Source organism: Halorientalis brevis, from assembly GCF_042678165.1.
GTDB lineage: Archaea > Halobacteriota > Halobacteria > Halobacteriales > Haloarculaceae > Halorientalis > Halorientalis brevis.
Window position 1 is genome coordinate 722107 of the sequence record NZ_JBHUDJ010000003.1, and the last position, 23898, is coordinate 746004.

General features: G+C 64.8%; 26 protein-coding genes and 1 tRNA gene. 13 read left to right on the forward strand and 14 right to left on the reverse strand.

What is annotated here, in order from left to right; genetic code table 11:
• Window positions 1-37: 37 nt before the first annotated feature.
• From ACFR9U_RS10780 to ACFR9U_RS10795, 4 genes are all read right to left on the reverse strand, one after another.
• The gene (locus ACFR9U_RS10780) at window positions 38-283 is read right to left on the reverse strand and encodes a DUF7120 family protein (protein ID WP_247373397.1); all 246 of its coding nucleotides are present in this window, start codon (window positions 281-283) and stop codon (window positions 38-40) included.
• An 88-nt stretch (window positions 284-371) separates the two neighbouring features.
• Window positions 372-1178, reverse strand: a complete 807-nt coding sequence (gene surE, locus ACFR9U_RS10785) for a 5'/3'-nucleotidase SurE (protein WP_247373395.1) — start codon at window positions 1176-1178, stop codon at window positions 372-374.
• A gap of 53 nt (window positions 1179-1231) precedes the next feature.
• A complete protein-coding gene (locus tag ACFR9U_RS10790; RefSeq protein WP_247373378.1) occupies window positions 1232-2650 on the reverse strand; it encodes a small ribosomal subunit Rsm22 family protein in 1419 nt (472 codons plus the stop codon).
• Entirely contained in the window at window positions 2647-3399 is a 753-nt protein-coding gene (locus ACFR9U_RS10795) for a prephenate dehydrogenase/arogenate dehydrogenase family protein (RefSeq protein WP_247373376.1), read from the reverse strand. The genes ACFR9U_RS10790 and ACFR9U_RS10795 overlap by 4 nt, the downstream gene beginning before the upstream one ends.
• Window positions 3400-3486: 87 nt before the next feature.
• On the opposite strand from ACFR9U_RS10795, the gene ACFR9U_RS10800 reads away from it, so the two are divergent.
• Window positions 3487-4263 (forward strand): hypothetical protein, encoded by a 777-nt coding sequence (locus ACFR9U_RS10800; RefSeq protein WP_247373374.1) that lies wholly within the window; start codon window positions 3487-3489, stop codon window positions 4261-4263.
• Window positions 4264-4275: 12 nt separating this feature from the next.
• On the opposite strand, the gene ACFR9U_RS10805 is transcribed toward ACFR9U_RS10800, so the two are convergent.
• A complete protein-coding gene (locus tag ACFR9U_RS10805) occupies window positions 4276-5472 on the reverse strand; it encodes a M24 family metallopeptidase (RefSeq protein ID WP_247373372.1) in 1197 nt (398 codons plus the stop codon).
• A gap of 106 nt (window positions 5473-5578) precedes the next feature.
• Here ACFR9U_RS10805 and aroA point away from each other — a divergent pair, with 106 nt between their 5' ends.
• Window positions 5579-6874, forward strand: a complete 1296-nt coding sequence (gene aroA, locus ACFR9U_RS10810) for a 3-phosphoshikimate 1-carboxyvinyltransferase (RefSeq protein WP_247373369.1) — start codon at window positions 5579-5581, stop codon at window positions 6872-6874.
• A gap of 21 nt (window positions 6875-6895) precedes the next feature.
• On the opposite strand, the gene ACFR9U_RS10815 is transcribed toward aroA, so the two are convergent.
• Window positions 6896-8806 (reverse strand): SLC13 family permease, encoded by a 1911-nt coding sequence (locus ACFR9U_RS10815; protein WP_282593991.1) that lies wholly within the window; start codon window positions 8804-8806, stop codon window positions 6896-6898.
• A 139-nt stretch (window positions 8807-8945) separates the two neighbouring features.
• Between ACFR9U_RS10815 and aroC the strand changes: the two genes are divergently transcribed.
• Window positions 8946-10175 (forward strand): chorismate synthase, encoded by a 1230-nt coding sequence (gene aroC / locus ACFR9U_RS10820; RefSeq protein WP_247373367.1) that lies wholly within the window; start codon window positions 8946-8948, stop codon window positions 10173-10175.
• On the opposite strand, the gene ACFR9U_RS10825 is transcribed toward aroC, so the two are convergent.
• Window positions 10176-10379: a hypothetical protein gene (locus tag ACFR9U_RS10825; RefSeq protein WP_247373354.1), complete on the reverse strand. Its 204-nt coding sequence runs from the start codon at window positions 10377-10379 to the stop codon at window positions 10176-10178.
• Window positions 10380-10484: 105 nt separating this feature from the next.
• Between ACFR9U_RS10825 and ACFR9U_RS10830 the strand changes: the two genes are divergently transcribed.
• Window positions 10485-11117: a uracil-DNA glycosylase gene (locus ACFR9U_RS10830; protein ID WP_247373352.1), complete on the forward strand. Its 633-nt coding sequence runs from the start codon at window positions 10485-10487 to the stop codon at window positions 11115-11117.
• A 9-nt stretch (window positions 11118-11126) separates the two neighbouring features.
• On the opposite strand, the gene ACFR9U_RS10835 is transcribed toward ACFR9U_RS10830, so the two are convergent.
• On the reverse strand, window positions 11127-11354 hold the full coding sequence (locus ACFR9U_RS10835) for a hypothetical protein (RefSeq protein WP_247373350.1): 228 nt from the start codon (window positions 11352-11354) through the stop codon (window positions 11127-11129).
• Window positions 11355-11446: 92 nt separating this feature from the next.
• Here ACFR9U_RS10835 and ACFR9U_RS10840 point away from each other — a divergent pair, with 92 nt between their 5' ends.
• Window positions 11447-12202: a hypothetical protein gene (locus ACFR9U_RS10840; protein WP_247373348.1), complete on the forward strand. Its 756-nt coding sequence runs from the start codon at window positions 11447-11449 to the stop codon at window positions 12200-12202.
• Between the two features lie 41 nt (window positions 12203-12243).
• Window positions 12244-12327 (forward strand) — tRNA-Ser (locus ACFR9U_RS10845).
• 386 nt (window positions 12328-12713) lie between these two features.
• Here the strand turns inward: ACFR9U_RS10845 and ACFR9U_RS10850 are convergent.
• Window positions 12714-13490, reverse strand: a complete 777-nt coding sequence (locus tag ACFR9U_RS10850) for a hypothetical protein (RefSeq protein WP_247373346.1) — start codon at window positions 13488-13490, stop codon at window positions 12714-12716.
• Complete coding sequence (locus tag ACFR9U_RS10855) at window positions 13483-13791, reverse strand: AbrB/MazE/SpoVT family DNA-binding domain-containing protein (protein ID WP_247373344.1); 309 nt, start codon at window positions 13789-13791, stop codon at window positions 13483-13485. Before ACFR9U_RS10855 ends, ACFR9U_RS10850 begins: the two co-directional genes overlap by 8 nt.
• A 245-nt stretch (window positions 13792-14036) precedes the next feature.
• Between ACFR9U_RS10855 and ACFR9U_RS10860 the strand changes: the two genes are divergently transcribed.
• The 5 genes from ACFR9U_RS10860 (at window position 14037) to ACFR9U_RS10880 (ending at window position 17732) form a co-directional block, all read left to right on the forward strand.
• Window positions 14037-14333 (forward strand): DUF5785 family protein, encoded by a 297-nt coding sequence (locus ACFR9U_RS10860; protein ID WP_247373342.1) that lies wholly within the window; start codon window positions 14037-14039, stop codon window positions 14331-14333.
• A gap of 120 nt (window positions 14334-14453) precedes the next feature.
• Window positions 14454-14840, forward strand: coding sequence for a DUF7344 domain-containing protein (locus ACFR9U_RS10865; RefSeq protein ID WP_247373340.1), 387 nt, complete (start codon window positions 14454-14456; stop codon window positions 14838-14840).
• A gap of 26 nt (window positions 14841-14866) precedes the next feature.
• Window positions 14867-15628 carry a GTP cyclohydrolase III gene (locus tag ACFR9U_RS10870; RefSeq protein ID WP_247373338.1) on the forward strand — a complete coding sequence of 254 codons (762 nt, stop codon included), beginning with the start codon at window positions 14867-14869 and terminating at the stop codon, window positions 15626-15628.
• Window positions 15629-15768: 140 nt separating this feature from the next.
• Window positions 15769-16347 (forward strand): CBS domain-containing protein, encoded by a 579-nt coding sequence (locus tag ACFR9U_RS10875; RefSeq protein ID WP_247373324.1) that lies wholly within the window; start codon window positions 15769-15771, stop codon window positions 16345-16347.
• Between the two features lie 110 nt (window positions 16348-16457).
• Window positions 16458-17732 (forward strand): ABC transporter substrate-binding protein, encoded by a 1275-nt coding sequence (locus tag ACFR9U_RS10880; RefSeq protein WP_247373322.1) that lies wholly within the window; start codon window positions 16458-16460, stop codon window positions 17730-17732.
• On the opposite strand, the gene ACFR9U_RS10885 is transcribed toward ACFR9U_RS10880, so the two are convergent.
• The 4 genes from ACFR9U_RS10885 to ACFR9U_RS10900 form a co-directional block, all read right to left on the reverse strand.
• Window positions 17733-18485 carry an ABC transporter ATP-binding protein gene (locus ACFR9U_RS10885; protein WP_247373320.1) on the reverse strand — a complete coding sequence of 251 codons (753 nt, stop codon included), beginning with the start codon at window positions 18483-18485 and terminating at the stop codon, window positions 17733-17735.
• Complete coding sequence (locus tag ACFR9U_RS10890; RefSeq protein ID WP_247373318.1) at window positions 18482-19327, reverse strand: ABC transporter ATP-binding protein; 846 nt, start codon at window positions 19325-19327, stop codon at window positions 18482-18484. Before ACFR9U_RS10890 ends, ACFR9U_RS10885 begins: the two co-directional genes overlap by 4 nt.
• Entirely contained in the window at window positions 19324-20628 is a 1305-nt protein-coding gene (locus ACFR9U_RS10895; protein WP_247376113.1) for a branched-chain amino acid ABC transporter permease, read from the reverse strand. The genes ACFR9U_RS10890 and ACFR9U_RS10895 overlap by 4 nt, the downstream gene beginning before the upstream one ends.
• A 268-nt stretch (window positions 20629-20896) precedes the next feature.
• Window positions 20897-21994, reverse strand: coding sequence for a branched-chain amino acid ABC transporter permease (locus tag ACFR9U_RS10900; protein ID WP_247373316.1), 1098 nt, complete (start codon window positions 21992-21994; stop codon window positions 20897-20899).
• A gap of 161 nt (window positions 21995-22155) precedes the next feature.
• Here ACFR9U_RS10900 and ACFR9U_RS10905 point away from each other — a divergent pair, with 161 nt between their 5' ends.
• Window positions 22156-23358 carry a phosphoglycerate kinase gene (locus ACFR9U_RS10905; protein ID WP_247373314.1) on the forward strand — a complete coding sequence of 401 codons (1203 nt, stop codon included), beginning with the start codon at window positions 22156-22158 and terminating at the stop codon, window positions 23356-23358.
• Between the two features lie 23 nt (window positions 23359-23381).
• A complete protein-coding gene (locus tag ACFR9U_RS10910) occupies window positions 23382-23891 on the forward strand; it encodes a GNAT family N-acetyltransferase (RefSeq protein ID WP_247373312.1) in 510 nt (169 codons plus the stop codon).
• The last annotated feature ends 7 nt before the right edge of the window (window positions 23892-23898 follow it).

Consider the following 23898-nt stretch of genomic DNA (forward strand, 5'->3'; position numbering starts at 1 on the left):
GTTCGGGTCGACGGCCTCGCGGTCACACCGGTACCGCTCAGAAGCCGTAGTCGTCGTCTTGCACGTCGTCGCTCAGGGCGGGATCGTGCTGATCGGCGACGGACTGCGTGAACAGGTCGCCACCGGTCTGTTCTTCCGGTTCCTCTGCCGGGCCGTACGCCGAGACGCCCCGTGCGAGGAGTTTTTCGACCGCTTCGTCCCAGTTGACGAACTCGCCTTGGGCCACCATCTGGTCGATGTCGGTTTCGATTCTGTCGGGCAACTCGATCTCGAGTTTGGCCATACCGACGTTCTGTGAGTTACCGGTATAACGTTTGGGCCTGCCAGTCAGACATCATCGATCGGCAACAGGTCGTCGTCGCGGGCACGACTCAGTTCCTGCTGTCGGGATACGTCTCTGCGAGCGCGTCGAGTGCTTCGTGCCGTTCGGTCGTGTGTGGGGCCGTGAGCGGTGAGACGCTGATCTTCCCGTCGACGACGGCGCGTCGGTCTGTGCCTTCCGGATCGGGGATGTCGCCCTCGGCCATCAGTTCCCAGATGCCGTCTTGGAGCGAGATCTCCTCGCCGTCCTTGACGGCGGTCATCAGATACGCAGTCGACGGTTCGGTGATCGCCATTTCCGGGCGGGTCCCATCGCTGTCGGGGTCCGGTACCGGGGCATTGACGTTCAGGTAATCGGCCTGGTCGAACACGCCCGCGTCGAGCGAGTGGTCGGCGAGGTATCGAGCCGCTTCGGCGGCGTAGTCGTAGGCTTCGTAGTCGACCTCGACGTCGGCGTAACTCGTGTCTTCGCCGACCGGCACGTACAGCGAGACTGCGATGGCGGGCACGTCGAAGAAGGCGGCTTCGACGGCCGCCGAGACCGTTCCGGAGCGGCCCAGCACGTACGCACCGAGGTTCGCGCCGCGGTTGCAGCCGGCGACCACCATGTCGGCGTCGGTGACGAGCGCCTCCATGCCGGCGACGACGCAGTCGGCCGGCGTGCCCTCGATGGCGTAGCCGAGTTCGTGCTCGCGCACTTCGACCGAGTGGGACATCGCTCGGCCGACGGCGCTCTTGTCGTCGGCGGGCGCGACGGCCGTGACGTCGGCGATCTCCGAGAGTGCATCGTAGAGGGCGCGAAAGCCGGGGCTCTCGATGCCGTCGTCGTTCGTCAACATGATCTGCAGGTCGGCCATGGCAATCACTCCGGACGGCCACCGCAAAAGTCCATTGCCTCCCCGCCCGGAAACTACCCGCCTGCAGGGACCCGGTCGATCACCGTCTCGCCGTCCACGACGAGGTTGTACGCTTCCTCGTCGTCGTTCCAGAGCGCCAGGATGTTCTCACAGAGCAACAGATCCCCGTAGTCAGCAGTTTCGAGGTCGCTGTTCAGTGCCGATTCCCGCGTCTGCACGGCGTAGTGGGCCACCTGCTCGCTGCCGTCTCCGATCTTGTACAGCGGGTTGGCGTCTTCGTCGTCGGTGAGGTCGTGGCTGAGTTTGATCGCGGCCACGTCGATGCGGTTCGAGACGTGGTTCTCCATGTTCTCCATCTTCGCCCACTGGCTGATGTCGGGCGTGAAATCGACGCGGCGCTTCTCGTCCGGTCGGAGGATGGAGTAGGCGTACTGGATGTCGACGCTGACGAACTCGCCGGGGTCGTGGTCAGGGGCGGTCGCGCCCTCGTCCAGGCGGCGCTGGAACACCGGCACGTCGATGTCGGGCTGCACGTCGAACGACCACCCCTCGTCCGCCGGTTGGTCACCCGGCCACAGGCGCACCGCCGGTGCGTAGACGCCGAGCCCGTCCTCGACGCGCCGCTCGACTTCCCGGAGGTTGATCGCCGTGTTGCGATCGGCCGGGGCGATGGCGACGACGCTCCCGTCGTCGGCCACCGAGTCGCGGTACCGTTCCACGACGGCTGCCGGATCGTCGAGTTCGCTCAGAACGTTGGCGAACAGCACCAGGTCGTACTCTCCGGACGGCTCGAACGCCTCGGCCGTCGTCTCGTGGATCGTCGTGCGGAAGTTCGGGCCCGTCTCCGCCAACATCGCGTCGAGCACGTCGGTGGCGCTGCTCGGCTCGACGGCGTGGTACTCGACCAGCGCGTCCTCGGGGAGGAGGTCGGAGAGACCCAGTGCCGGGCCGCCGACCCCCGCTCCCACGTCGAGGACGCGCAGCGTTCGGGGCAAGAGTCCGTCTTCGACCAGCACGGAGAGGACGTACTGGACCGTGGCGTAGTAATCGGGGAGGTGATAGAGCGCGTACGCCAGCGCCGTTTCGTGGTCGTACTCGACGTCGTTCTGCCAGAGGTAGTCGGTTTTGAGGTCCCGGATGCGTTCGCGGATGGCGTCGCCGGTTTCGCCGTCGGGCCAGCCGGCGCCGTACTCGGCGACGAGCAACTCCTCCAGCGCCATGGAGTAGTCCGCGGGAAACGCCTCCACGCCGCGGAACGGGGCCGCTACTGGCTCGTCTGGTATCGGTTCGAAGGTCCCGTCCTCGCGTTCGACCAGACCGAGATCGAACCCCTCCTCCCGGAGGACCTGCTTGACGGCGGCAGGGTGTGGTTGTCCCTCGACGTACTCGTGAATCTCGTCGGGATCGATCGGTCTGACTTCTCGGAGGTACTTGGCGTTCGAGCGTATCTGTTCGCGTTGTGATTCCTTCATAACTTCTCGTGCACCTGGCGGTAGAGCGTCTCGAACCGCGTCGAGTCGGCCGCTGCCAGTTCCTCGGCCGCTGCGGCCACGTCGTCGGCGCCCTCGAACGCGTCCTGGATGTCGGCGTACACGCGCGGGTCACCGCCGGTCACCTGCTCGACGAGGGCGAACAGTTCCTCCGAGATCGGGGTCTGGAACGCGTCTGGCACGTCCGCGGCCGCGAGCCCGAACGACAGCACGGCCGCGTGTGCCTGGGCCTGGACGGTCTCCATGGCCGTGTCGTGTTCGTCGGCGGTCGTCTCGAAGACGTCGTTCCCCTGGGCAGCCAGCGCGGCTCGGACGTCGTCGGTCACCGGCCCGGCTTCGTCGACGACGGCGGCGACGTTTCCGGGGGCGTTCTCCGGGGCGAACAGCGGGTGGAGGCTCAGCCGTTCGCGGTCCGGTGCGTGCTCGCGCATCGCAGCGACGGGCTCGGTGGCGACGCCAGTCACGTCGACGATGGCACGCGTCGCGCGCCCGGCGTGGGCCGCGATCGCCTCGGTCGCGACCGGAATGGGGACCGCGATACAGACGACTTCGAACCGATCGCTCGTATCGAGCGCCACCGTCCGGGCCTCCTGGACGCGGTCCGCAGCAGTCGCTGCGGCCGACGAATCGGCATCGGCGAACGCGATGTCGGGGTCGTCGGGGAGTCCGTCCGCCACTGCATCGGCGAACCACCGACCCATCGCCCCGGCACCGACGACGAGTAGTCTCATCGGCAACGGGTAGCCGGGCGGCTCTCAAAAGGGATTCGGGTCTCGACCGGACGGTACTCTTTTCTTTTCGGGCCGACAGGTCCGGATATGAACAGGCGACTGCTGCTGGTGGGTGCACTCGTCGCCACGGTCGCGTTCGCGGGGTGTTCGTGGGTGGCGGAGACGCCCGAGTCGACCCCGGCGTCGTCGGATACCGACTCGGCGGAGCACGCGATTCCGGTGTTCCGTCTCGACGGGCACGCCAGCGCGCTCGCGAACACGAGCTACGCGCTCGACATCGAAACACGGGCGTTGAAGGCACAGCAACGCGCGAACCGCACGATCACCGTCAGGAGTAACCGTTCGGCGAAGCGCTTCCTGCTCCACAACGAGATCGGGAACCGGTCGCTCACCCGGTACGTCAACGAGACCGCCATCTACTCTCGAGTCGTTCGCAACGGGACCACGAACTACACGGTCCAGTCACTCTCGGCGGTCCCAGTCAACTTCTCGCAGATCCATCGCAGGGCCATCCAGCGGGACCGGCTGACCACGGTCTACCGCGTCGCGAGCTTCGAGAAGACGGACAACGCTACTGAGGACGGGCGACGATACACCGAGTTCACGCTCGAAAATACGACCCTCTCGCCGAACGCGACGGTCGAGTCGTCCGCCGGACGGATCACGATCAGGGACGACGACGTGATCGACCGGGCGTTCGTCGACATCAGCGGCGGGGAGAGCGGAGCGCCGTTCCACATGCTCGTCGACTACCGGACGACGCGGACCGAGGACGTCAGCGTCGCGGCACCGACGTGGCTCGACGACGCCGTGGCCGCCAGCGCTGCCAATGCGACGGCCGGCACCACGACGGCCGCGAACTGACCACGCGCCCGCCTATTCGACGACCAGAGCTTCGGGATAGCTCGTGAAGTTCCGGTACCCGTCCTCGGTGACGACGACGATGTCTTCGATCCGGACGCCCCCGACCGCCGGGTCGTAGAGACCGGGTTCGATCGTGATGACGTGGCCGGGTTCGAGTTCACCGCCCCCCGGCCCGACGAGCGGTTGTTCGTGGACGTCCAGACCGACGCCGTGACCGGTGTTGTGGATGAAGCCCGTTTCGGTGGTCTCGTCGCTCCGCAGCGTCGGTTCGCCGGCGTCCTCGTAGACGTCGCAGACAGCGTCGTGGACGTCCGCGCCCGTGACGCCTGGCTCGACGAGGGCGAGCGCCGCTTCCTTGGCCGCCGCCGTGAGGTCGTACCACTCGCGGATCTCGTCGCTGGGGTCCCCTTTGCAGAACGTCCGGGTCATATCCGCGTGGTATTTCGTGGACTTGTCCCGCGGGAAGATGTCGACGATGATGGGCTCGCCGGCGGTGAGCGGCCCGCTCCCGCGGTCGTGTGGGTCCGCCGCGTTCGCGCCACACGCGACGATGGTCTCGTCCAGCGCACAGCCGTGGCGCAGGAGGGTCACCTCGATCTCCTCTTTGACGCGCTCGCTGGTCAGCGGTTCGCCCTCGTAGTGGAGTTCGTCGCCCTCGACGGTTGCCGCACGGACGAGGTCCTCGGCCGCTTCCATCGCGGCTTCGTTCGCCTCCTGCGCCGTGGCGACGTGCTCGATCTCTTCGTCGGTCTTCGTCGCGCGGATGGTCTCGATGACGTTGGCACCGCCGCGTCCGATCGGTGGGCTCTCGGGCGTCCGGACGTCGATTCCCTGCTCGCGGAGGCCGTCAGCGGTCGCCAGCGGGAAGCGTGCCGGAACCGCGACCGAGCCGACGTTCCGTTCGTCGAGGAACGACGCGAGGACGCGCCGACCGCCTTCGAGGCGGCCGTGGTCCTCGACGAGCGAGCGCATCTCGTAGTCGGCGTGGCGGTCGACCGTCGCCGCGTCGCTCTCCTTTTTCGCGCGGCCGTATTCGAGGCTGGAGACGAGCAGATGGACCTCGCCGTCGTAGAGCGTGTGGAACGGGTCGGGAGCGTCGAAGCCCGAGAGATACACCTGGTCGGAGTCGTCGCCGGCGGCGTCGATGAGGAAGCCGTCGACGCCGGCGTCGTCGAGGAAGGCGTCGAGCGCCGAGAAGTCGGAGTTCATGAGAACAGGGTGGCCCGGCGGCGACTAAACGGTACCGGGACCCTGACCCGCCGAGACACTCGCCGCGGTCGGTATCCTCATTGCACCCGCTTGCGAGGCATGGCACATGAACGTCGAAATCTCTCAGTCCGGGGTCCGCGGCGCTGCCCAGGCCCCGCCCTCGAAGAGCTACACCCACCGGGCCATCCTCGCGGCCGGGTACGCAGACGGCGCGCGAGTCACCGATCCGCTCGTGAGCGCGGACACGCGCGCGACCATGCGCGCGGTCGAAGCCTACGGCGGGTCCGTCGACCGGAGCGACGACGATTCTGTCCTCGTCATCGACGGCTTCGGCGGCCGTCCCTCGGTCCCGGCGGACGTCATCGACTGCGCGAACAGCGGGACGACGATGCGACTCGTGACCGCGACGGGTGCGCTCGCCGACGGTATCACCGTCCTCACCGGTGACGAGTCGCTGCGCTCGCGCCCGCAGGGACCACTGCTCGACGCCGTCGAGCAACTCGGCGGCCGGGCCGAGAGCACCCGCGGCAACGGTCAGGCGCCGCTGGTCGTGAAGGGACCGGTCGACGGTGACACCGTCTCGATCCCGGGCGACGTCTCCTCGCAGTACATCACCGCACTGCTGATGGCCGGGGCCGTGACCGACGAGGGGATCGACGTGGACCTTGAAACCGAACTGAAGTCCGCGCCGTACGTCCAGATCACGCTGGAAGTGCTCGAGGCGTTCGGCGTCGAGGCCGTCGAGACCGACGACGGATTCCGCGTCGACGGCGGCCAGTCCTACGAACCCGAGGGCGGCGAGTACGCGGTGCCCGGCGACTTCTCGTCGATGTCGTACTTGCTCGCGGCCGGCGCGCTGGCTGCGGACGACGAACTGCTGGTTCGCGGCGCACAACCCAGCGCACAGGGGGACTCGGCGATCGTCGACATCCTCGAACGGATGGGGGCCGACATCGAGTGGGACCGCGACGAGGGCGTCATCACCACGCGCCAGTCGTCGCTGTCGGGGATCGAGGTCGGCGTCGAGGACACGCCGGACCTCCTGCCGACCATCGCTGTTCTCGGTGCAGTCGCCGACGGCACGACCACCATTACGGACTGCGAGCACGTCCGATTCAAGGAGACTGACCGCGTGAGCGCGATGGCCGAGGAACTGACGAAGATGGGTGCGTCCGTCGAGGAAGAACAGGACACGCTCACCATCCACGGCGGCGAGACCGACCTGACGGGAGCCGAGGTCGACGGTCGGGCCGACCATCGCATCGTCATGTCGCTGGCCGTCGCCGGCCTCGTCGCCGACGGCACGACCACCATTGCGGGTGGCGAACACGTCGACGTCTCCTTCCCGAACTTCTTCGACGTGCTGTACGACATCGGCGCAGACGTGTCCCGGGACGACTGAGAGGCATCGACCGCTCGAGGGTCAGACGCCCCAGAAGAACGCGATGCCGGCCACGGTCACGACGGAGAGGATGAGCTGGAGGGGCAGGCCGACGCGGATGTAGTCGGTAAATCGGTAGCCGCCGGGGCCGTAGACGAAGAGATTCGTCTGGTAGCCGACGGGACCGAGAAACGACGTCGAGGCGGCGAACATCACGGCGAGAACGAACGCGAACACGTTCGCGCCGATCGCGCTCGCGGCCGCCGCTGCCACCGGGATCATGAGGACGACGCTGGCGTTGTTGCTGATGACCTCGGTGACGAGCCCGGTCGCGACGTAGAACACCCAGAGCACGGCGATCGCCGGGAGGAACTCACCCGTTGTAGCGACGGCGGCCCCGAGCAGCTGTGCCGCGCCGGTCTGTTCGAGCGCGATGCCGAGCGGAATGACGCCGGCCAGCAGGAAGATGACGTTCCACTCGACGGCGTCGTACAGTTCGTTGGCGTGGAGCACGCCGGTCAGCACCATGGCGACGACGCCTGCCAGGGCTGTGACGAGGATGTCCTGCTGGAGGGCGGCAAGGGGAGCCACGCCGGTCGCACCGGCCAGCGCTTCCCAGGGGAGGGCGGCGAACCCGACGACGCCGAGCATGATCGCGACGGCGTGGGGGATCTTTTCGGTCCGGTACTCCGGCCGCGATGCTTCCTGCGAGAGGATGAAATCGCCCGTCCGAGCCAGACGGTCGATGCTGTCGGTCGCCGCCTGGACGAGCAGCGTGTCGCCGGTCCTGAACGTCAGGTCGTCCAGTCGCTCGCGGATGATCTCACCGCGGCTGCGCACCGCGAGGACGTTCGCCTCGTAGCGCTGGCGGAACGCGGCCGTTCTGAGCGTCGCCCCCACGAGTGACGACTCTCGGGGGAGCACCACCTCGACGATGGTCTGCTCGGTCTCGGGCGCTGGTTCGAGCTCGGCGTCGGTGTCGAGGTGACCCATCATCGAGAGGTGGTCGAGGCGCGCCAGTTGGCGAAGCGTGTCTGCATCGGTCCGCAGCAACAGCACGTCGCCCGTGTGGACCTCTTTCTGTGCCAGCGGTTCGACGAACTGCTCGCCGTCCCGGATCACCTGGAGAACGTCGGCGTCGAAGGTGGCCGTGTCGATGGCTGCGTCGACCGTTCGGCCGACGAGCGGCGACCCCTCCCGGACGCGGACTTCGGTCAGGTACTCCCTGATTCCGTACTCCGCGATGTAGTCTTCTTCGGGCGGTACCCGCTCTGGGAGCAGCCGGTGACCGACCGTCAGCAGGTAGATGGAGCCGACGAGCAGTACGATGACGCCGAGTTTCGTGAACTCGAACATCGACAGCTCGTGAAGGCTCGGATAGGTACCCGACAGCCGCCTCGCGATGTCGGACGCGAGGAGGTTCGTCGAGGTGCCGATGAGCGTCAGCATGCCGCCCATCTGCGAGGCGTACGAGAGCGGGAGCAGTAGCTTCGACGGCGACGTGTTCCCGTTGTTGGCCACGTCGGAGATGACCGGGACGAGCACCGCGACGACCGGCGTGTTGTTGATGAATCCCGACACGGGGCCCGTTACGCCGACGGTCGCGAGCAACTGTCGCTGGAGATCGTCGCCCGCGAAGTTCGAGATCTTTCGGCCGAGTATCTGGACCATCCCCGTCCGGCTGATCCCCGCGCTCAGGATGAGCATGGCCAGAACGGTGATCGTTGCGGGATTCGAGAACCCGGAGATGCCTTCCTCCAGCGAGATCTGCGTCCACGGCTCCAGGACGATCAACAGCACCATGACGAGGATCGCCGTGACGTCGATGGCGACGGGCTCCGTCGTGAACAGGACGAGCGCCAGGAGAACGATGGCGAACACGACCAGCATCTCGACGGTGACGCCCGTGCCCGCGACTGATTGGAGGGGCGAAACTGCCACAGGGCGGCCCATAGGAAAGCGTCGGTCGATTTCGCAAAAAGGTTCACCCGACCCGTCCGTTCGCGGAGATGACGCGCTGGGTCCCGCCGGCGGGACGAGCAGTGGCCGGTATCTACAAGGTCTAAATGCCCGGGTCTCCCAGGGAGCAGTAATGAACGGCAATAGCTTCGGTCGGCTCTTTCAGCTGACCACTTACGGGGAGAGTCACGGGGAGGCCATGGGCTGTACCGTCTCCGGCGTTCCGGCCGGCGTCGAGCTCTCCGAAGAGGAGATCCAGAAGGAACTCGACCGCCGGAAGCCCGGCCAGTCGATGATCACCACCTCGCGCGGCGAACCGGACGAAGTCACGATCAACAGCGGCGTCCAGGACGGCTACACCACGGGCACCCCCGTCGGGATGGTCATCCAGAACAAGGACGCCCGCTCGGGGAAGTACGAACCGTTCGTGACGGCGCCGCGCCCGTCACACGGCGACTACACCTACTCGGCGAAGTTCGGGACGCGCAACTGGGGCGGCGGCGGTCGCTCTTCCGCCCGCGAGACCGTCAACTGGGTCGCCGCCGGCGCCGTCGCACAGCAGGTGCTCGACGCCTCCGAGTACGACGTCCAGATCAAGGCACACGTCAACCAACTCGGCGACATCGAGGCTCCGGAAGTCTCCTTCGAGGAGATGCTCGAACACACAGAGGAAAACGACGTCCGGTGTGCCCACCCCGAGACCGCCGAAGAGATGCGCGACCTCGCAGACGAGTACCAGCAGGAGGGCGACTCCATCGGCGGCTCGATCTACTTCGAGTGTCGCGGCGTGCCCCGCGGCCTCGGTGCACCGCGGTTCGACTCCGTTCCCGCACGCCTCGGGAAGGCGATGTTCGCCATCCCAGCGGTGACGGCCTTCGAGTACGGCCTGGGCCGCGACGCCCGGGACGTCGCCGGACTGGACCGCAACGAGAACTGGGAGTTCGACGACGGCGAGTCCCATCCGGAGACCGTCAGCGAGGAGGGCGACCCCGTGCCGGTCGGCAACGACCACGGCGGACTCCAGGGCGGCATCACCACAGGGGAGCCGCTCTACGGCGAGGTCACCTGGCACGCGCCCACGTCGATCCCGAGCACGCAGACGACAGTCGACTGGGAGACCGGCGAGGAAAAAGAGATCAAGGTCGTCGGTCGTCACGACCCCGTCCTGCCGCCGCGGGCGGTGCCGGTCGTCGAAGCCATGCTCGCCTGTACGGTGCTCGACTTCATGCTGCTCAGCGGTCGCATCAACCCCGACCGGATCGACGACCGGCCGGGACAGTACGACACCGAGTACCACCCGTCGAGCCCGCAGGACGACCCCGAGGACGCGGCGACGCGGGCCGAGCCGACCGACGACGAGTAGTCAGGGCGACAGCGAGATCCCTTCTTCGCGGAGCGTTCGCCAGTGTCGGCGAGCACACCGGCCGGTATCCACGAAGACGGCGAGGACGCCCAGCAGGCCGAGCCACTTGAGCAGTGGATACTGCGTGAACAGTGCCGTCGTCGCGTTCACCAGCGCGAATCCGATCAGGTATGCCAGCATGAACAGTCGTTTGACGTGCCCCATCGACTGACTCTCAGGACTCGTGATACGTCACGTTAGCGTTTGGTTTCACGCGGGGCGGTGCGAAACGACCGCGGCTGTTTTGCCCGGGCCGACCCTGGAACGGGTATGGACGCCAACCAGGAACGGGTCGCCAACCCCTACGGGATGGACGAGGAGTGCGAGAACTGCGACGTGCTGTGTGACACGCGCTCGCAGGTCGTCCACGGATACGGCGACGTCGACGCCGATTTCATGTTCATCGGCGAAGCGCCGGGCGAGGGTGCAGACCGCACCGGCCACCCGTTCACGGGCGACGGGGCCGGGGAACTGCTCCAGGACGTGCTCGGCGCACTCGGCTTCGCGAGTTCACCTCCGGACAGTCACACTCCGGAGCTGGACAACGTCTATCTGACCTACGTGACCCGATGTCGCCATCCCGATCGCCGGCCGAGCGACGAGGAGGTGCGCAACTGCGAGGGGTTCCTCACGGCGGAGATTCGGATGATCAATCCCGAGATCATCGTCCCGGTCGGCCAGCGACCGCTGGAGGCGCTGGCGTTCGAGTACACGACGACGAGTCCCGAGGAGTTCGACGTCGAGCGGGACCACGCGACGACAGTGCGTGGCCGTGGGTTCGAACTCGTGCCGATGGTTTCCCCGGAGGATCTCTTGGCTGAGCAACGAACGGCGTTCGAAAAACGGTTGTCGGACCTCATGGGTCGAGATTACAGACAGACGAAAGGACGACGGAGTCGGTGAGGACGGCGGTTACTTCGGCGACCAGTAGGGGTTCGAGACTCGCGGCCGGGACGTGATCGCCACGGCACTCGTCGCAGCCACCGCCAGGACGACGAGTCCCAGGACGACGGCCGAGCCGACCTGATACTGGGTCGAGGCGAGCGTCTGCATGACGAGTTCGATGCCGGCACCGACGACGAACAGCAGTGCGAGGAACGCACCCAGGAATCCGAGTGCCTGTTTCGTGACGACGTTCATATTCGCAAATTGATGTGCGACGACATAAATGGGAGGGCATTTCGGGCGACAGAAGCGGCGATTTCAAGGGTCGTCCGCGCCGAGGTCAGAGCATGACCACGGTCGCCGTTCTCGCAGACCCGCCACGCGATGGCCTCGTCCTCTCCGCGCTCGCCGAGGAGACGCCACTCACGCAGAGCGAAGCAACCGACCTCTACGCAGCCATGCTGCGTGACAGTTGCCGCGCCGTCGAGGCGAGCGGCGGCGAACTCCTCGTGAACTACCGCGCCGAGGAGGACATTTCCGACGAGTACGAGGGGTCGCAGGAATCAGAAGCCCAGGTACGGGCCGCCGTCCGGCCCGCGCTGGAGAACCCGGACGAGGCTCGCTTCGAGGTGCAGGTCGGGTCGACGTTCGCCGGCCGCGTCGGGAACACCGTCACGCACCTACTTGAACAGGAGGGCGTCAACACGGCGGCTGCCGTCGACCCGACGGGGCCGTTCCTGGCGCGACAGGTGATCGACAACGCGGCGATGAAGCTTCGCCGGCACGAAGTGGTGCTCGGTCCCGCCGACGCGGGTCGGGTGTACTACGCCGGGTTCGCCAATCCGATCGATTTCACCGACGCGTACGAGCCGCCGGCGGTCCGAACGTTGACAGAGCGTGGCGACGACGCCGGGCTGTCGGTCGACTTCCTGCCGATGCAGCCAGTGGTGGAGACGGCGTCGGACCTGGCGACGGTCCTGAGCCAGTTGCAGGCACGCGAGCGGGCCGGGCGCTGGGTGCCGGCACACACCGCGGAGTTCTTCGCGGAGTCGGGCCTGGACGTGGCCGCGTCTGACGAGGGCCTGACGCTCGTTCGGAACTGACCGACAAGTCTTAAAACCAGGGTGAGGAAGTAGGGGATGCAGGTGGGATAGCGAAGTGGCCTAACGCGACTGCCTTGAGAGCAGTTGTCCTCACGGACTCTGGGGTTCGAATCCCCATCCCACCGTATTTTGCCACGAGCAACTGGCGAGTGGCAAATTCGTTCGAGGAGATTCGAACCCTGCCAGTCGCAGCGCGAACGAAGTGAGCGACCGTCTGGCTCTGGTTCGAATCCCCATCCCACCGTATTTTGCCACGAGCAACTCGCGAATGGCAAATTCATTCGAGGAGATTCGAATCAGGGAGTGAGAGGTGAGCGAGCGATCGTGAGCGAACGGGAACGACCGTGGTTCGAATCCCCTTCCCACCGGATGTTGCCACGAGTAACTCGCGAGTGGTGAATTCGTTCGAGGAGATTCGAGGAAGACCAGTCACGCGAATCGCAGTCCCATCCCCCCGAGGGAGTGGACAAAGCGAGGGCGTGGTGGCTTTCGATGGTGTCGCGGTGGCAGGTTATGCGTCAGCCGTCTCGTCGGTCGCGTCGTCGTCGGCTTCGGCTGCCTCCTCGTCGGCTGCCTCGGCATCGGTGTCGACGGAGGCTTCGACGTCCTGGACGGCTTTCTCGGCGGCTTCCTGCACGTCGATGACGTTCTCCTCGACGTCTTCCTGGACGTCGTCGAAGCGGTCCTGGAGGGTGTCGAGTTGCTCCTGGTACCGGTCGAGCTGCGTGTCGAGTTGGTCTTCGAACTGTTCGGCCTGCTCGACGATGCGGTCGTCGATCTCGTCGGTGCGGTCTTCGATCTCGTCGACCAGGCTCTCGTACTGATCGATGATCTGCTCGAAGGCGTCCAGAGTCTGGTCTTCGAGTTCCTCGTTGCTCTCGATGACGGTGTCGAGCAGGTCTTCCAGCCCGTCGAGGGCGTCTTCCGTCGCGTCGCTGTAGGTGTCGATTCCCTCCCCGTACTGCTCGTCGACCGCGTCGAAGGCCTCGGCGTGCTGGTCGAGCAGCGTCTCGAACCCGTTGTTGACGGACTCGCGAATCTGATCGATTGTCTCGTCGTCGCTGGGCGTCGTCGACTCGACGGTGTCGAGCACGTTGTTGATGACGTCCTGCCCGAACTCGACGGTCCGCTGCTGGGCCGCTTTCTGGTCGTCGACCGTCCCCTGGATGGTCTCGTTGATCTCCGCCGGGACCTTCAGGGTCCGCTCGAGGACTTTCTCGCCGCTCTTGATCGTATCGCGCTGCAGTTTGAAGATCGTACTGATGGGTGACGTGTTGTCGTTACTCATTGTCATTTCCTTCCTTTCTGTCGAGTGGAACGATGATGGCCTGGACGATGTCGTTTTCCTCGATGCCCAGCACCTGTCGTTCCGCGTCGGGGATGCTGATCCGACCACTACTCTGCACTCGCGTCTTGAACGTCGCCGTCTCCTGGAGCGCTTCCAGCGGAAAGTCCGTCGGCGACTGTGCCTGTCCAAGCAGCTGTGCGAGCGCCTGCTGCTGCGTATCGATGGCACTCTCGCCCGCTTCTTGGAGCTTGTTTGCGAGCAGCGCTGGCAACAGCGCGCTCCCGTTGTGGTCGTCTGACATCCCTGTACGAGTTTATAGTTTCTCTGAGTATTTAGCTGTTGCCATTGAATCCCATCTGCTGCCATCTGATGACAACGGAGGGGTGTCCGCCGATGCCCGTGTGGAGTGGCCGATAGAACTCGTGTGAGGGAAGGTGGTCGTTCCGTACTGTCTGCTTGACCTGGCTCGTACTGCTGGACCTGGACGGGAGTGGACGACGAGCGCGGAGAGTAACGCTTTTGCGTGGTTCGTCCGCACAGACAGATATGAGCGACTGGCCGCACGACCCAGACGGCGACGAGGGCAGCGAGGGGCGGCGCAAATACGGACAGGCAATCGTTGCCAAGAAGATCGACGAAGACGAGGACTTCCCGCTGGCCCGCGACGAATTCGTCGAAGAGTACGGTGACGACCCGATCCGCATCGACTACGAAACGGTCGTGAGCCTGGAAGAGGTCTTCGACGGCATCGACCAGACCGAGTTCGAGGACTTCCCTGAACTCCACAAGGCTCTCGGTCAGAACATGCGCGAGAAGGGCTACTGGTTCTACGAGCTAGCCTGACTCCCGCGTTTCTCCGTTCCGCCACCCACCGGCGAGCCTGCAGTTCGGTCGTCGTTTCGATTGACTATTGTTAGCACGATACATACTTGTGCCTGGGGGTCGTAGTTCTCAGCCGAACCCATGGCTGTCCATCACTCACACACCGGCGTTGCGGGCGTCCCCAACGGACGGCAGGCGCTCCCAGCGAGCGTTATCGAGGACCTGCTCGCCGCGCCGCGCCGACGGGCACTGCTGGCGTGTCTCACCGAGCGTGACGAGCCGGTCGCGGTGGACGATCTGGCGTCGGTACTCCTCGATGCGGATCGGGTCGGAGCGTCGGATCGTCGGGAAGCGCGGACGGAAATCTACCAGGACGTGCTGCCGAAGCTGACCGCGACCGACGTGGTTCGCTTCGATTCGAAGCTCGGAACGGTGGAGTTCACCGGTCCGGAAGCGCTCGCGACGCGACTCACTGCCGTGACGAATCCCTGCGACGGAGCGTCGGATTCTGGAACCAAAGACAAATAGCAGGTCAGGGCTAATCGGCGAGTACAGTGACGAACACGCAGGTGACCCACATCCAGATCGACAACTACGGGCCGTGGACGGTCACCCCGGAACCGCGCCGCGAGGTCGACCTCCAGACGCTCCAATCGCGGCTGTTCGCGGACCTCTCACAGCTCTTCGGGAATCGAGATGGATACGTCTTCTTCTCGCGATTCGACAACATGATCGCCGTCTCGAACGGGCTCGACCTCGACGATCACCGGCTCATCCAGGAATCAGTCGGGAACCGCTATCCAGTGACGATGAGCCTCTCGGTCGCGACGGGAACGTCGCCGGTTCAGGCGCTCGGTGACGCGACGAGTCAGCTTCAGGAAGAAGGGAGCGCCCAGGACAAACACCGCCGGGAGATCCTCAAAGGCCGGACGATCGACGACGAGTTCCGAACCGCGGACGACGTGCAGATCGCACACTTCGACGTCAACGACGCGACCGGCAAGTACACCGATCAACTCAACGAGTTCGATACGTTCATTCACATCGAACAGGGGTACGCGGAACTGATGCGCTACATGCGTCAGGCACACGACTCCCTGTGCTTTTTCGTGGGCGGCGACAACGTCATCGGCGTCTGCCCAGATCTCGACGAAGCGGACTATCAGGACGCCGTCGACCACGTCCACGAAGCCGTCGACGTCGACCTCAAGGTCGGCGTCGGTCGCGGCCGGACGGCCCAGTCCGCCGGCATGGACGCCAAACACGCGCTCGAAGACTGCCGCGCGGCCGGGACTGACGTCGAGCTGTTGTTCTGACCGCCACCGTCCAAAAGCATTGTCAGCTGTGTTATCTATGGCGGCTTCGCTGCTTGCCTGCCGGACCTCCAAGCTACGGCTGCAACGGTCTTAAGCGTGGCGTAGGTAGCTTTTAGACCTCGTGTGTGAAAGGGTGGCACATGAACGGTGACGTCACAGTCAGGGAAGTGATGAGACGGGAGTACGTGGGGGCGAGCGAGGCGGACACCCTCGTCGATACAGCGGCCTTGATGCTGGAGGAAAACGTCGAGGCGGTCGTGGTGTTACGGGGGAGCGAACCCGTGGGGATCCTGACCCAGCGGGATCTCCTGCAGGCCGCCGTCGACCAGGGAGACCTCGAATCCATGCTCGTCAAACACGCGATGAAGGACGATCCCCCGACGGTATCTGCATCCGAGTCGCTCGCGACGGCGACGAACATGATGTCCGGGACGTCGGCGCGGCGACTGCTCGTCATGGAGAACGGCGAGCCGATCGGCGTCGTTTCCGAGCACGACATCGTCACTGCCGCGACGCTCACGCCGCAGGTCAACGGCGAGACCAGACAGGAGGTCAAAGCCGAGTCGGTCACGGCAGAGGCCGCGACGACGGCGGGTGAATCCACGACCTCGGAAGACGAGTACTCCAATCAGGGCATCTGCGAGATCTGCGGGTCGCTCACCCGGGACCTGTCCTCGTTCAACGGGCAGCTCGTCTGCAGCGACTGTAAGAACGTCTGATATATTGTCGCACCGCCCGCGAGTGCCCGTCGCCTCCTATATTGCTAACTATTCTCATCCAAATGTAACATTATGTTTTATAAACACCCGGAGTATACCTAACAAGGAACATGACACAAAAGGTTCGGCGACGGCGGGTTCTGCAAGGAATCGGTGCAGCAGGTGTTGCGAGCATTGCCGGCTGTACGACGTCCGATGAGGGCGACGGCGGCGGCACTGTCGATCTCGAAGACCGGTCGACGGCGGTCAAACTCGGCGTGCTGATGCCCGAAACGGGCGATCTTGCAGAGCTCGGGCAGCCAATTCGCGACGCGGCGTTGCTGCCGGCAAAACAGCTCAACGCTGCGGACCTGCCGGTCGATTTCGACACCCAGGTAGAGGACACGCAGACGAACCCGACGGCGGGAGTCAGTGCCGCCAACGCACTGGTCAATCAGGGCTATCCGATGGTGACTGGCCCGGCGTCGTCTGGCGTGAACATGCAGGTGTCCCGGGAAGTGTTGATTCCGAGTCAGATCGTCGGGTGTTCGCCGTCGAGCACGTCACCGTCCGTGACCGACCTGGACGACAACGACTACGTCTTCCGGACGGCACCGAGCGACGCACTCCAGGGGCAGGTGCTCGCACAGGTCGCCCGCGAGCGCCGCGACGCGAGCACGGCAGCGACGATGTTCGTCAACAACAGCTACGGGCAGTCGCTGTCCGAGAGCTTCGTCAGCGCCTTCGAGAACAACGGTGGGACCGTTCAGAACCAGGTGTCCTTCGAGAAAGAACAGCCCTCGTACACCTCGCGACTGAACAACGCGCTGAGCAACGATCCGGACATCCTGCTGGTGATCGGCTATCCGGCGAGCGGTGTCCAGATTTTCCGGGACTACTACTCGGACTTCTCCGCGGACCGAACCATCATGGTTACCGACGGTCTTCAGAGCGCGGACATGCCGAGCCAGGTCGGCAACGACATGGCGAACGTCATCGGGTCGGCGCCGCTGGCGTCCGGGCCGCAGGTCGACACGTTCAATACCCTCTATCAGGACGAATACGACTCCTCACCGGGCGTGTTCAACGCGCAGGCGTACGACGCCTCGGCAGTCATGATCCTGGCGAACGTCGCGGCCGGAGAGAACTCGGGGACGGCGGTCAAGAACAACCTGCGGAAAGTCGCGAACCCCGACGGTGAAACGGTGGGTCCGGACAACCTCGCTGAAGCCGTCGAGATGGTCGGTAACGGAACCGCTGTGAATTACGCCGGTGCCTCCTCGTCCGTCAACTTCGACGACAACGGCGACATGGCCGCGGTCAGTTACGAGGTCTGGCAGTTCGCACCCGACAGCGACAACGGGTTCGAGCAGCTCACGACTGTGGACTTCTCGGCCAACAACTGATCATCCGCCCAGGAACTCCTGGCGGACTTCCTCGTCGTTGAGAAGGGTGTCGCCGCTGCCGTCGAAGCGATTCTGCCCCTGGACGAGGACGTACCCGCGATCACAGCGACGGAGCGCTTCTTTCGCGTTCTGTTCGACCATCAACACTGCCGTTCCGGCGTCGTTGATGTCGTCGATCCGGTCGAACATCTCGTCGACCAGATCCGGAGCTAACCCCGCCGACGGCTCGTCGAGCATCAGGAGCTTCGGATCGAGCATCAGCGCCCGACCCATCGCGAGCATCTGCTGTTGTCCGCCGCTGAGCGTCCCCGCCTTTTGCGTTTTCCGCTCTTCCAGGATCGGGAACCGGTCGTAAATCGCCCGCAACTGGTCCTGCGGGACGGAATCGAGGATGTACGCGCCCATCTCGAGGTTCTCTTCGACCGTCAGCGAGCCGAAGACGTTGTCGGTCTGGGGGACGTAACTCATCCCCTTGTGGATGATGTCTTCGGGGTTCAGTCCCGTGATGTCCGCGCCATCGAAGGTGACTGTCCCGCCCATGTGAGTCGTCAGTCCGAAGACCGATTTCATGACCGTCGATTTGCCGGCCCCGTTCGGTCCGACGATGGTGACGTACTCGCCGTCGGCGACGGTCATGTCCACGTCGGTGAGAATCTGCAGATCGCCGTAGCCGGCGTCGAGATTCCGGACCTCCATGAGGCCGTCCGCAGAGTCGTCACCCGCGTCCGCGTCGGTGCGCTGTGACTCGCTCATACGTCCTCCCCCAGGTACGCCTCGATGACTTCCTCGTTCGAACGGATCTCCTCGGCGCTGCCCTCCGTCAGCACGCGCCCCTGGTGCATGACGATGATGTGGTCACAGTTGTTCATGATGACTTCCATGTCGTGCTCGACGAACAGGAACGTGTACCCGTCCGCTCGCAGGTCGTGGATGTGGTCGATGAGCTTGTTCTCGAGCGACGGGTTGACGCCGGCCAGTGGTTCGTCCAGCAGGACCATCTCCGGGTCGGTCATCAGGGCCCGCGCCATCTCGAGGAGTTTCCGCTGCCCGCCGGAGAGGTTGCCGGCGTACTCCTGTGCCAGGTGGTCGATCTCGAAGAACTCCAGCATCTCCCAGGCGCGGTCACGGACCGCGGCTTCCTGTTCGACGACGCTGCCGCGAACCCCCGGCGTGACTGCGCGCCAGAGCGACTCTCCACGCTGGTCGCGTGGCGCGAGCATCACGTTCTCCAGCACGGTCATCTCGTCGAGTTCTCGCGCAATCTGGAAGGTCCTGACGAGGCCGCGCTGGGCGATCTGATACGGTTCGAGGCCAGTGATGTCCTCGCCCTGGAACGTGACCGTCCCGTCCGTCGGCGTGTAAACCCCCGCGATGCAGTTGAACGTCGTCGACTTCCCGGCTCCGTTGGGACCGATGAGGCCAGTCAGTGACCCGGCCTCGACCTGGAACGTCGCGTCGTCGACGGCCGTGATGCCGCCGAACTCCTTTCGCAGTCCCTCGACCTGTAGCGGGAAGTCGCCGCCAGACCTTCTGGTCGCGCCAGTCGTCTGATCGGCAAGCTCGGCATCGCTCGACTCCGGTGGTGATTCGCTCACGTCTCGTCACCTCCGTCCCGGCGCGCAGAGAGGTCGATGGCTGCGGCCGGTTCTTTTCGGTGCCCGAGCAGCCCGTCGGGCCGGTTTTGCATCAGATATATAATGAGCAGTCCCAGGAAGATGAACCTGAGCGTCGAGATGTTCTGCAGCGAGTAGGCGATAAACGGCGACACGTCGAGCGAGGCCAGCGGTCCGACGGCCTCGATGAAGTTGTTCGGCGCGGCAGTGACCTCGATCCCGAACAGATCGTCGAGCAGGACTGGAATGATGCGGGCGAGTTGCGGCGGTCCCTCGAACAGGAGCGTCGCGAACACGATGCCGCCCAGGACGCTGCCCGTGTTCGATCCCGCACCGCCGATGATGAGCGCGAGGAAGACGTAGAACGTCTGGATGGGCATGTAGTCCGTGGGGATCGTAAAGCCGGTCGAGCCCCGCCAGAGGATGCCCGCCAGTCCCATCAGCGCACACCCGATCATGAACGTCTTTATCTTGAACAGCTGGGTGTTTTTCCCCAGCGAGTTCGCCACCATCTCGTCTTCGCGGATCGCCTTGAGAACCCGGCCGAACGGTGAGTTCCCGATCCGACTCAGCAGCCAGTAAAACCCGACGACGAACAGGGCGAGCACGATAGCGTACGTGATCCCGATGACCACTGACTTCCGGATCCCGACGCCCGAGATCAGGACCACCTCGAGTGAGCCCGTGATGTCGAATACGACTTCGCCGATCGGTGTTAGTCCGGCCGTCGCGTCCGTCGGATCGGTGTAGAAGATGGCTCGGATCGGGTTCTCCGGCGTGCTGATGCCCTGCCCACCGCCGGTCCCGACGGTCGTCCCGAACAGCGTCGTCTCGGCGAACACCTGTGAGTTCAGCGTCAACCGAATGATCTCGGAAAACGCGACGGTGACGATAGCCAGGTAGTCCGCATCGAGTCGGAGCGCCGGCAGCGCGGCGATCAGTCCGACGAGCGCAGACGCGAGGACGCCGCCGATAATCCCGAGCGGCAGTGGGAGTCCGAGGCCGAGTTCTGGGCCCGAGATAATTGCCATCGTGTAGACGCCGACCGCCATGAATCCGGCAACGCCAATGTTGAACAGGCCGGTGTACCCCCAGTGGAGGTTCAACGCGAGCACGAGCATCGCGTACACCGCCGAGAGGAACGTGATGCGCCGGAACGTGTTGATCAGGCCGTTCAACGGGAGTTCCAGGAACACGACCATCGCAATCCCGAACACGACGTAGAGTGCGAGCATGACGCCGATGATGAGCAACGCGTCATTCCGTGAATACCGCCACAACATGCCGACAGCGAACACGAGGCCAGCGTACACGGCAAGCACCATGACGAGTTCGCGGAGCGGCGGCACCATCCCGCCGACGCCACCCAGCGACAGCACCGAGAGGAGAATCCACAGGACTGCGAGTACTCCGAGCGCACGTGCAGCACCGCTCTCGCGGGTGTACTCGGCCAGGTCTTCGGTCGTGAACTGCCCGTGGGCGTCCGTCGTCCCAGTCATCTTCTCATCACCGTCCCGTGGCCGTCGGCTGCAGTGCCGAGCGCGATTCCAGTCATGCAGTTTTCACCCCGCCGAAGATGCCTTCCGGGCGGAACAGAAGGATGAGAATCATGATCAGGAATGCCGCGGCCAGGCTGAAGTCGGTCGGGAGCCAGAGCAGCGAGACGTTGCGGACGATTCCGATGATGACTCCGCCGATCATCGCGCCGTAGATGGAGCCGATACCGCCGAGAATGACCGCAGCGAAGATCAAAAGCAGCAGAACCCAGCCGAGGTTGAACCCCATCGACCCGCGTTTGAGGGCGATGAGATAGCCGGCCGAGCCGGCGAGGCCGGCGCCGATGATCCACGTCCACTGAATCACTCGTTCCGTCGGAATGCCGGTCACGCGCGCGAGGTCCTTGTTGTCGGACATTGCCCGCATGGCCTTTCCGAACTTCGTCCGCTGGAGCAGGACGTGAATCCCCAACATGAGAAGCACCGAACTGACGACGAGCGTGAGCTCGTGGGCGTCGATCGTGATGGCCCCGTCGACGATGGTGAGGCTGAATTTGGGGACGTCGCCCGCGGTCAGCCCTCTGAGGTTAGTTCCGTAGACGAACACGACGAGATATCGAAGCGCCAGTGCGACGCCGATACTCGCGATAAGTAGCGAGATGCCGTCCGCGTCACGCATGGGCTTGTACACGAAGCGGTCGATGCCAAGCGCCACGAGTACTGTCATTCCGATGGCGACGAGGAGACCGAAGACGACCGAGAGCGGCTCGGCCGCGACGTTGATGCCGATGTCACGCGGACTCACGTTCAACAGAAGCAGGTCGCCCAGCGACGCCGTGCCGAACCCGGCGACGAGATACGAGGCCGTCCATCCCGAAAACGCACCCGTCGTCAAGTAGTCGCCGTGCGAGAAGTTCGCGAAGTTCAGAATGCTGTACGTTAGCGACAGTCCGATTCCAGCGAGACCAATAATCAGTCCGATAACTGTACCATTCCACACATATCCGGCAACCGTCGAAATCAACGTTTGCCCTGCGACGATCTGTCGTACCAGGTCGATAACTAATAGCACTGCAACGGCCGTCACAGCGAACTGTCCCGGCCGTTCGACGAGAAGTCGTCGGCCCTGGTGGACTGTCTCACGTACCTCCATACTTTGGTACGGTATATCTCACCCCTATTAAGTATCACTACTCCGAAATAGATCCAGACGGCAGGCGTGGGGTTCTGGAACCGATCGAGTCGGCATCGTGTCACGTTGGCCGTTCGGTTGCGAACAAAACACCTTTGCTCGGTCCCAGTTGAACTGGGGGCATGGGGATACCGACGTTGGACGACCTTGCCGTCGACGGGACGACAGTGGGAATACGCGTTGACATCAACAGCCCGCTGTCCGATTCTGGGACGCTCGCTGACGACGCCCGGCTTCGTGCTCACGTCGACACGCTGAACGAGTTGCTCGACCGGGGTGGCCGAGTCGCCATCCTCGCCCACCAGGGGCGACCAGGCGGCGACGAGTTCGCCCGCCTCGAAGACCACGCCGCCCGCCTGAGTGACCTGCTCGACCATCCGGTCGAGTACTGCGACGCCACGTTCTCGGCCGACGCCCGAGCGGCGATCAACCTGCTCGAGGACGGCCAGGCAGTGTTGCTGGAGAACACCAGGTTCTACAGCGAGGAGTACATGGAGTTCCCGGCCGAGAAAGCCGCCGAGACGTTCCTCGTCGAACGGCTCGCGCCGGAACTGGACGCGTACGTCAACGACGCGTTCGCCGCGGCACACCGCTCACAGCCATCCATCGTTGGCTTCCCGTGTCGGGTCGACAGTTACGCCGGGCGGGTCATGGAACGGGAACTGGACGTGCTCAGCAACATCGAAGAGACACCGACCCCGCGCGTGTACGCGCTCGGTGGTGCAAAGATCGCCGACGCGCTGGACGTCGCCGAGAGCGTCCTCGATCGGGGCCTCGCCGACACCATCCTGACGAGCGGCATGACTGGCAACGCCTTCCTGGCTGCCAGCGGCGTCGACGTCGGCGAGCCGTCCGAGTCCGCGATTCTCGACCGCGACGCGACGGCCATCGACCAGGCCGCGGAGTTGCTGGACGAGTACGGCGAGAAGATCCACGTCCCAGACGACGTCGCGGTCTCGCGTGACGGCGACCGCGAGGAAGTCGACGTCGCGGACCTGCCGGTCGACGCACCGGCGCTCGACGTGGGCGAAGCGACGATTGCCGCCTACGCGGACGTGTTCGAGACCGCCGGGACGGCGATCCTGAACGGCCCACCGGGCGTCTTCGAGGAAGACGCGTTCGCACTCGGGACCCGGGAGATCTTCGGCGCTGCGGCCAGCGCGGAGTACAGTATCGTCGGTGGCGGGGACACGGCTGCGTCTCTCCGCCAGCTCGGAATCGACGGATTCGACCACGTCAGCACTGGCGGCGGTGCCGCGCTTCGACTGCTCACTGGCGGTACGCTCCCGGCCGTCGAGGTCCTCCGTCAGGATTCCGAAGCGTAACCGACCAGGCAGACCCCTCTCCCGTGTTCATCGAAGCTTCCGACATCGAAGCCGCGGACGCCCTCGCGGACCTCTGGGTCAGGCTCGCCGACGAGCAGCGCCAGCACGGGTCACAGCTCCGCACCGAGGCGAACCGCGAGACGATCCGCGAGTCGATCCTCCGCGCCATCGTCACCGAGGGGCTGTTCGTCGCACGCGCGGAGCCGGACGACGGGATCGACGCCGACGCCGGCACGATACTCGGGTTCGTGATGTTCAGTACGGAATCGAAGTCCTTCGAGACGACGGTGTCGCGGGGCACCATCCAGAACCTGTACGTCCGTCCCGAGTACCGGAATCGGGGAATCGGGAGCGAACTGCTCGACACGGCGACGGCGGCGCTCGAAGACCGGGGAATCGAGGTCGTCAAACTGGACGTGATGGCGGACAACGAGGCGGCCGCGCGATTCTACGAGCGACACGGCTTCGAACCCCACCGCGTCCAACTGGCAAAACGAGTGGAAAGCGATAATCACTCAAAGGACCGGGGGTAATCGGTTA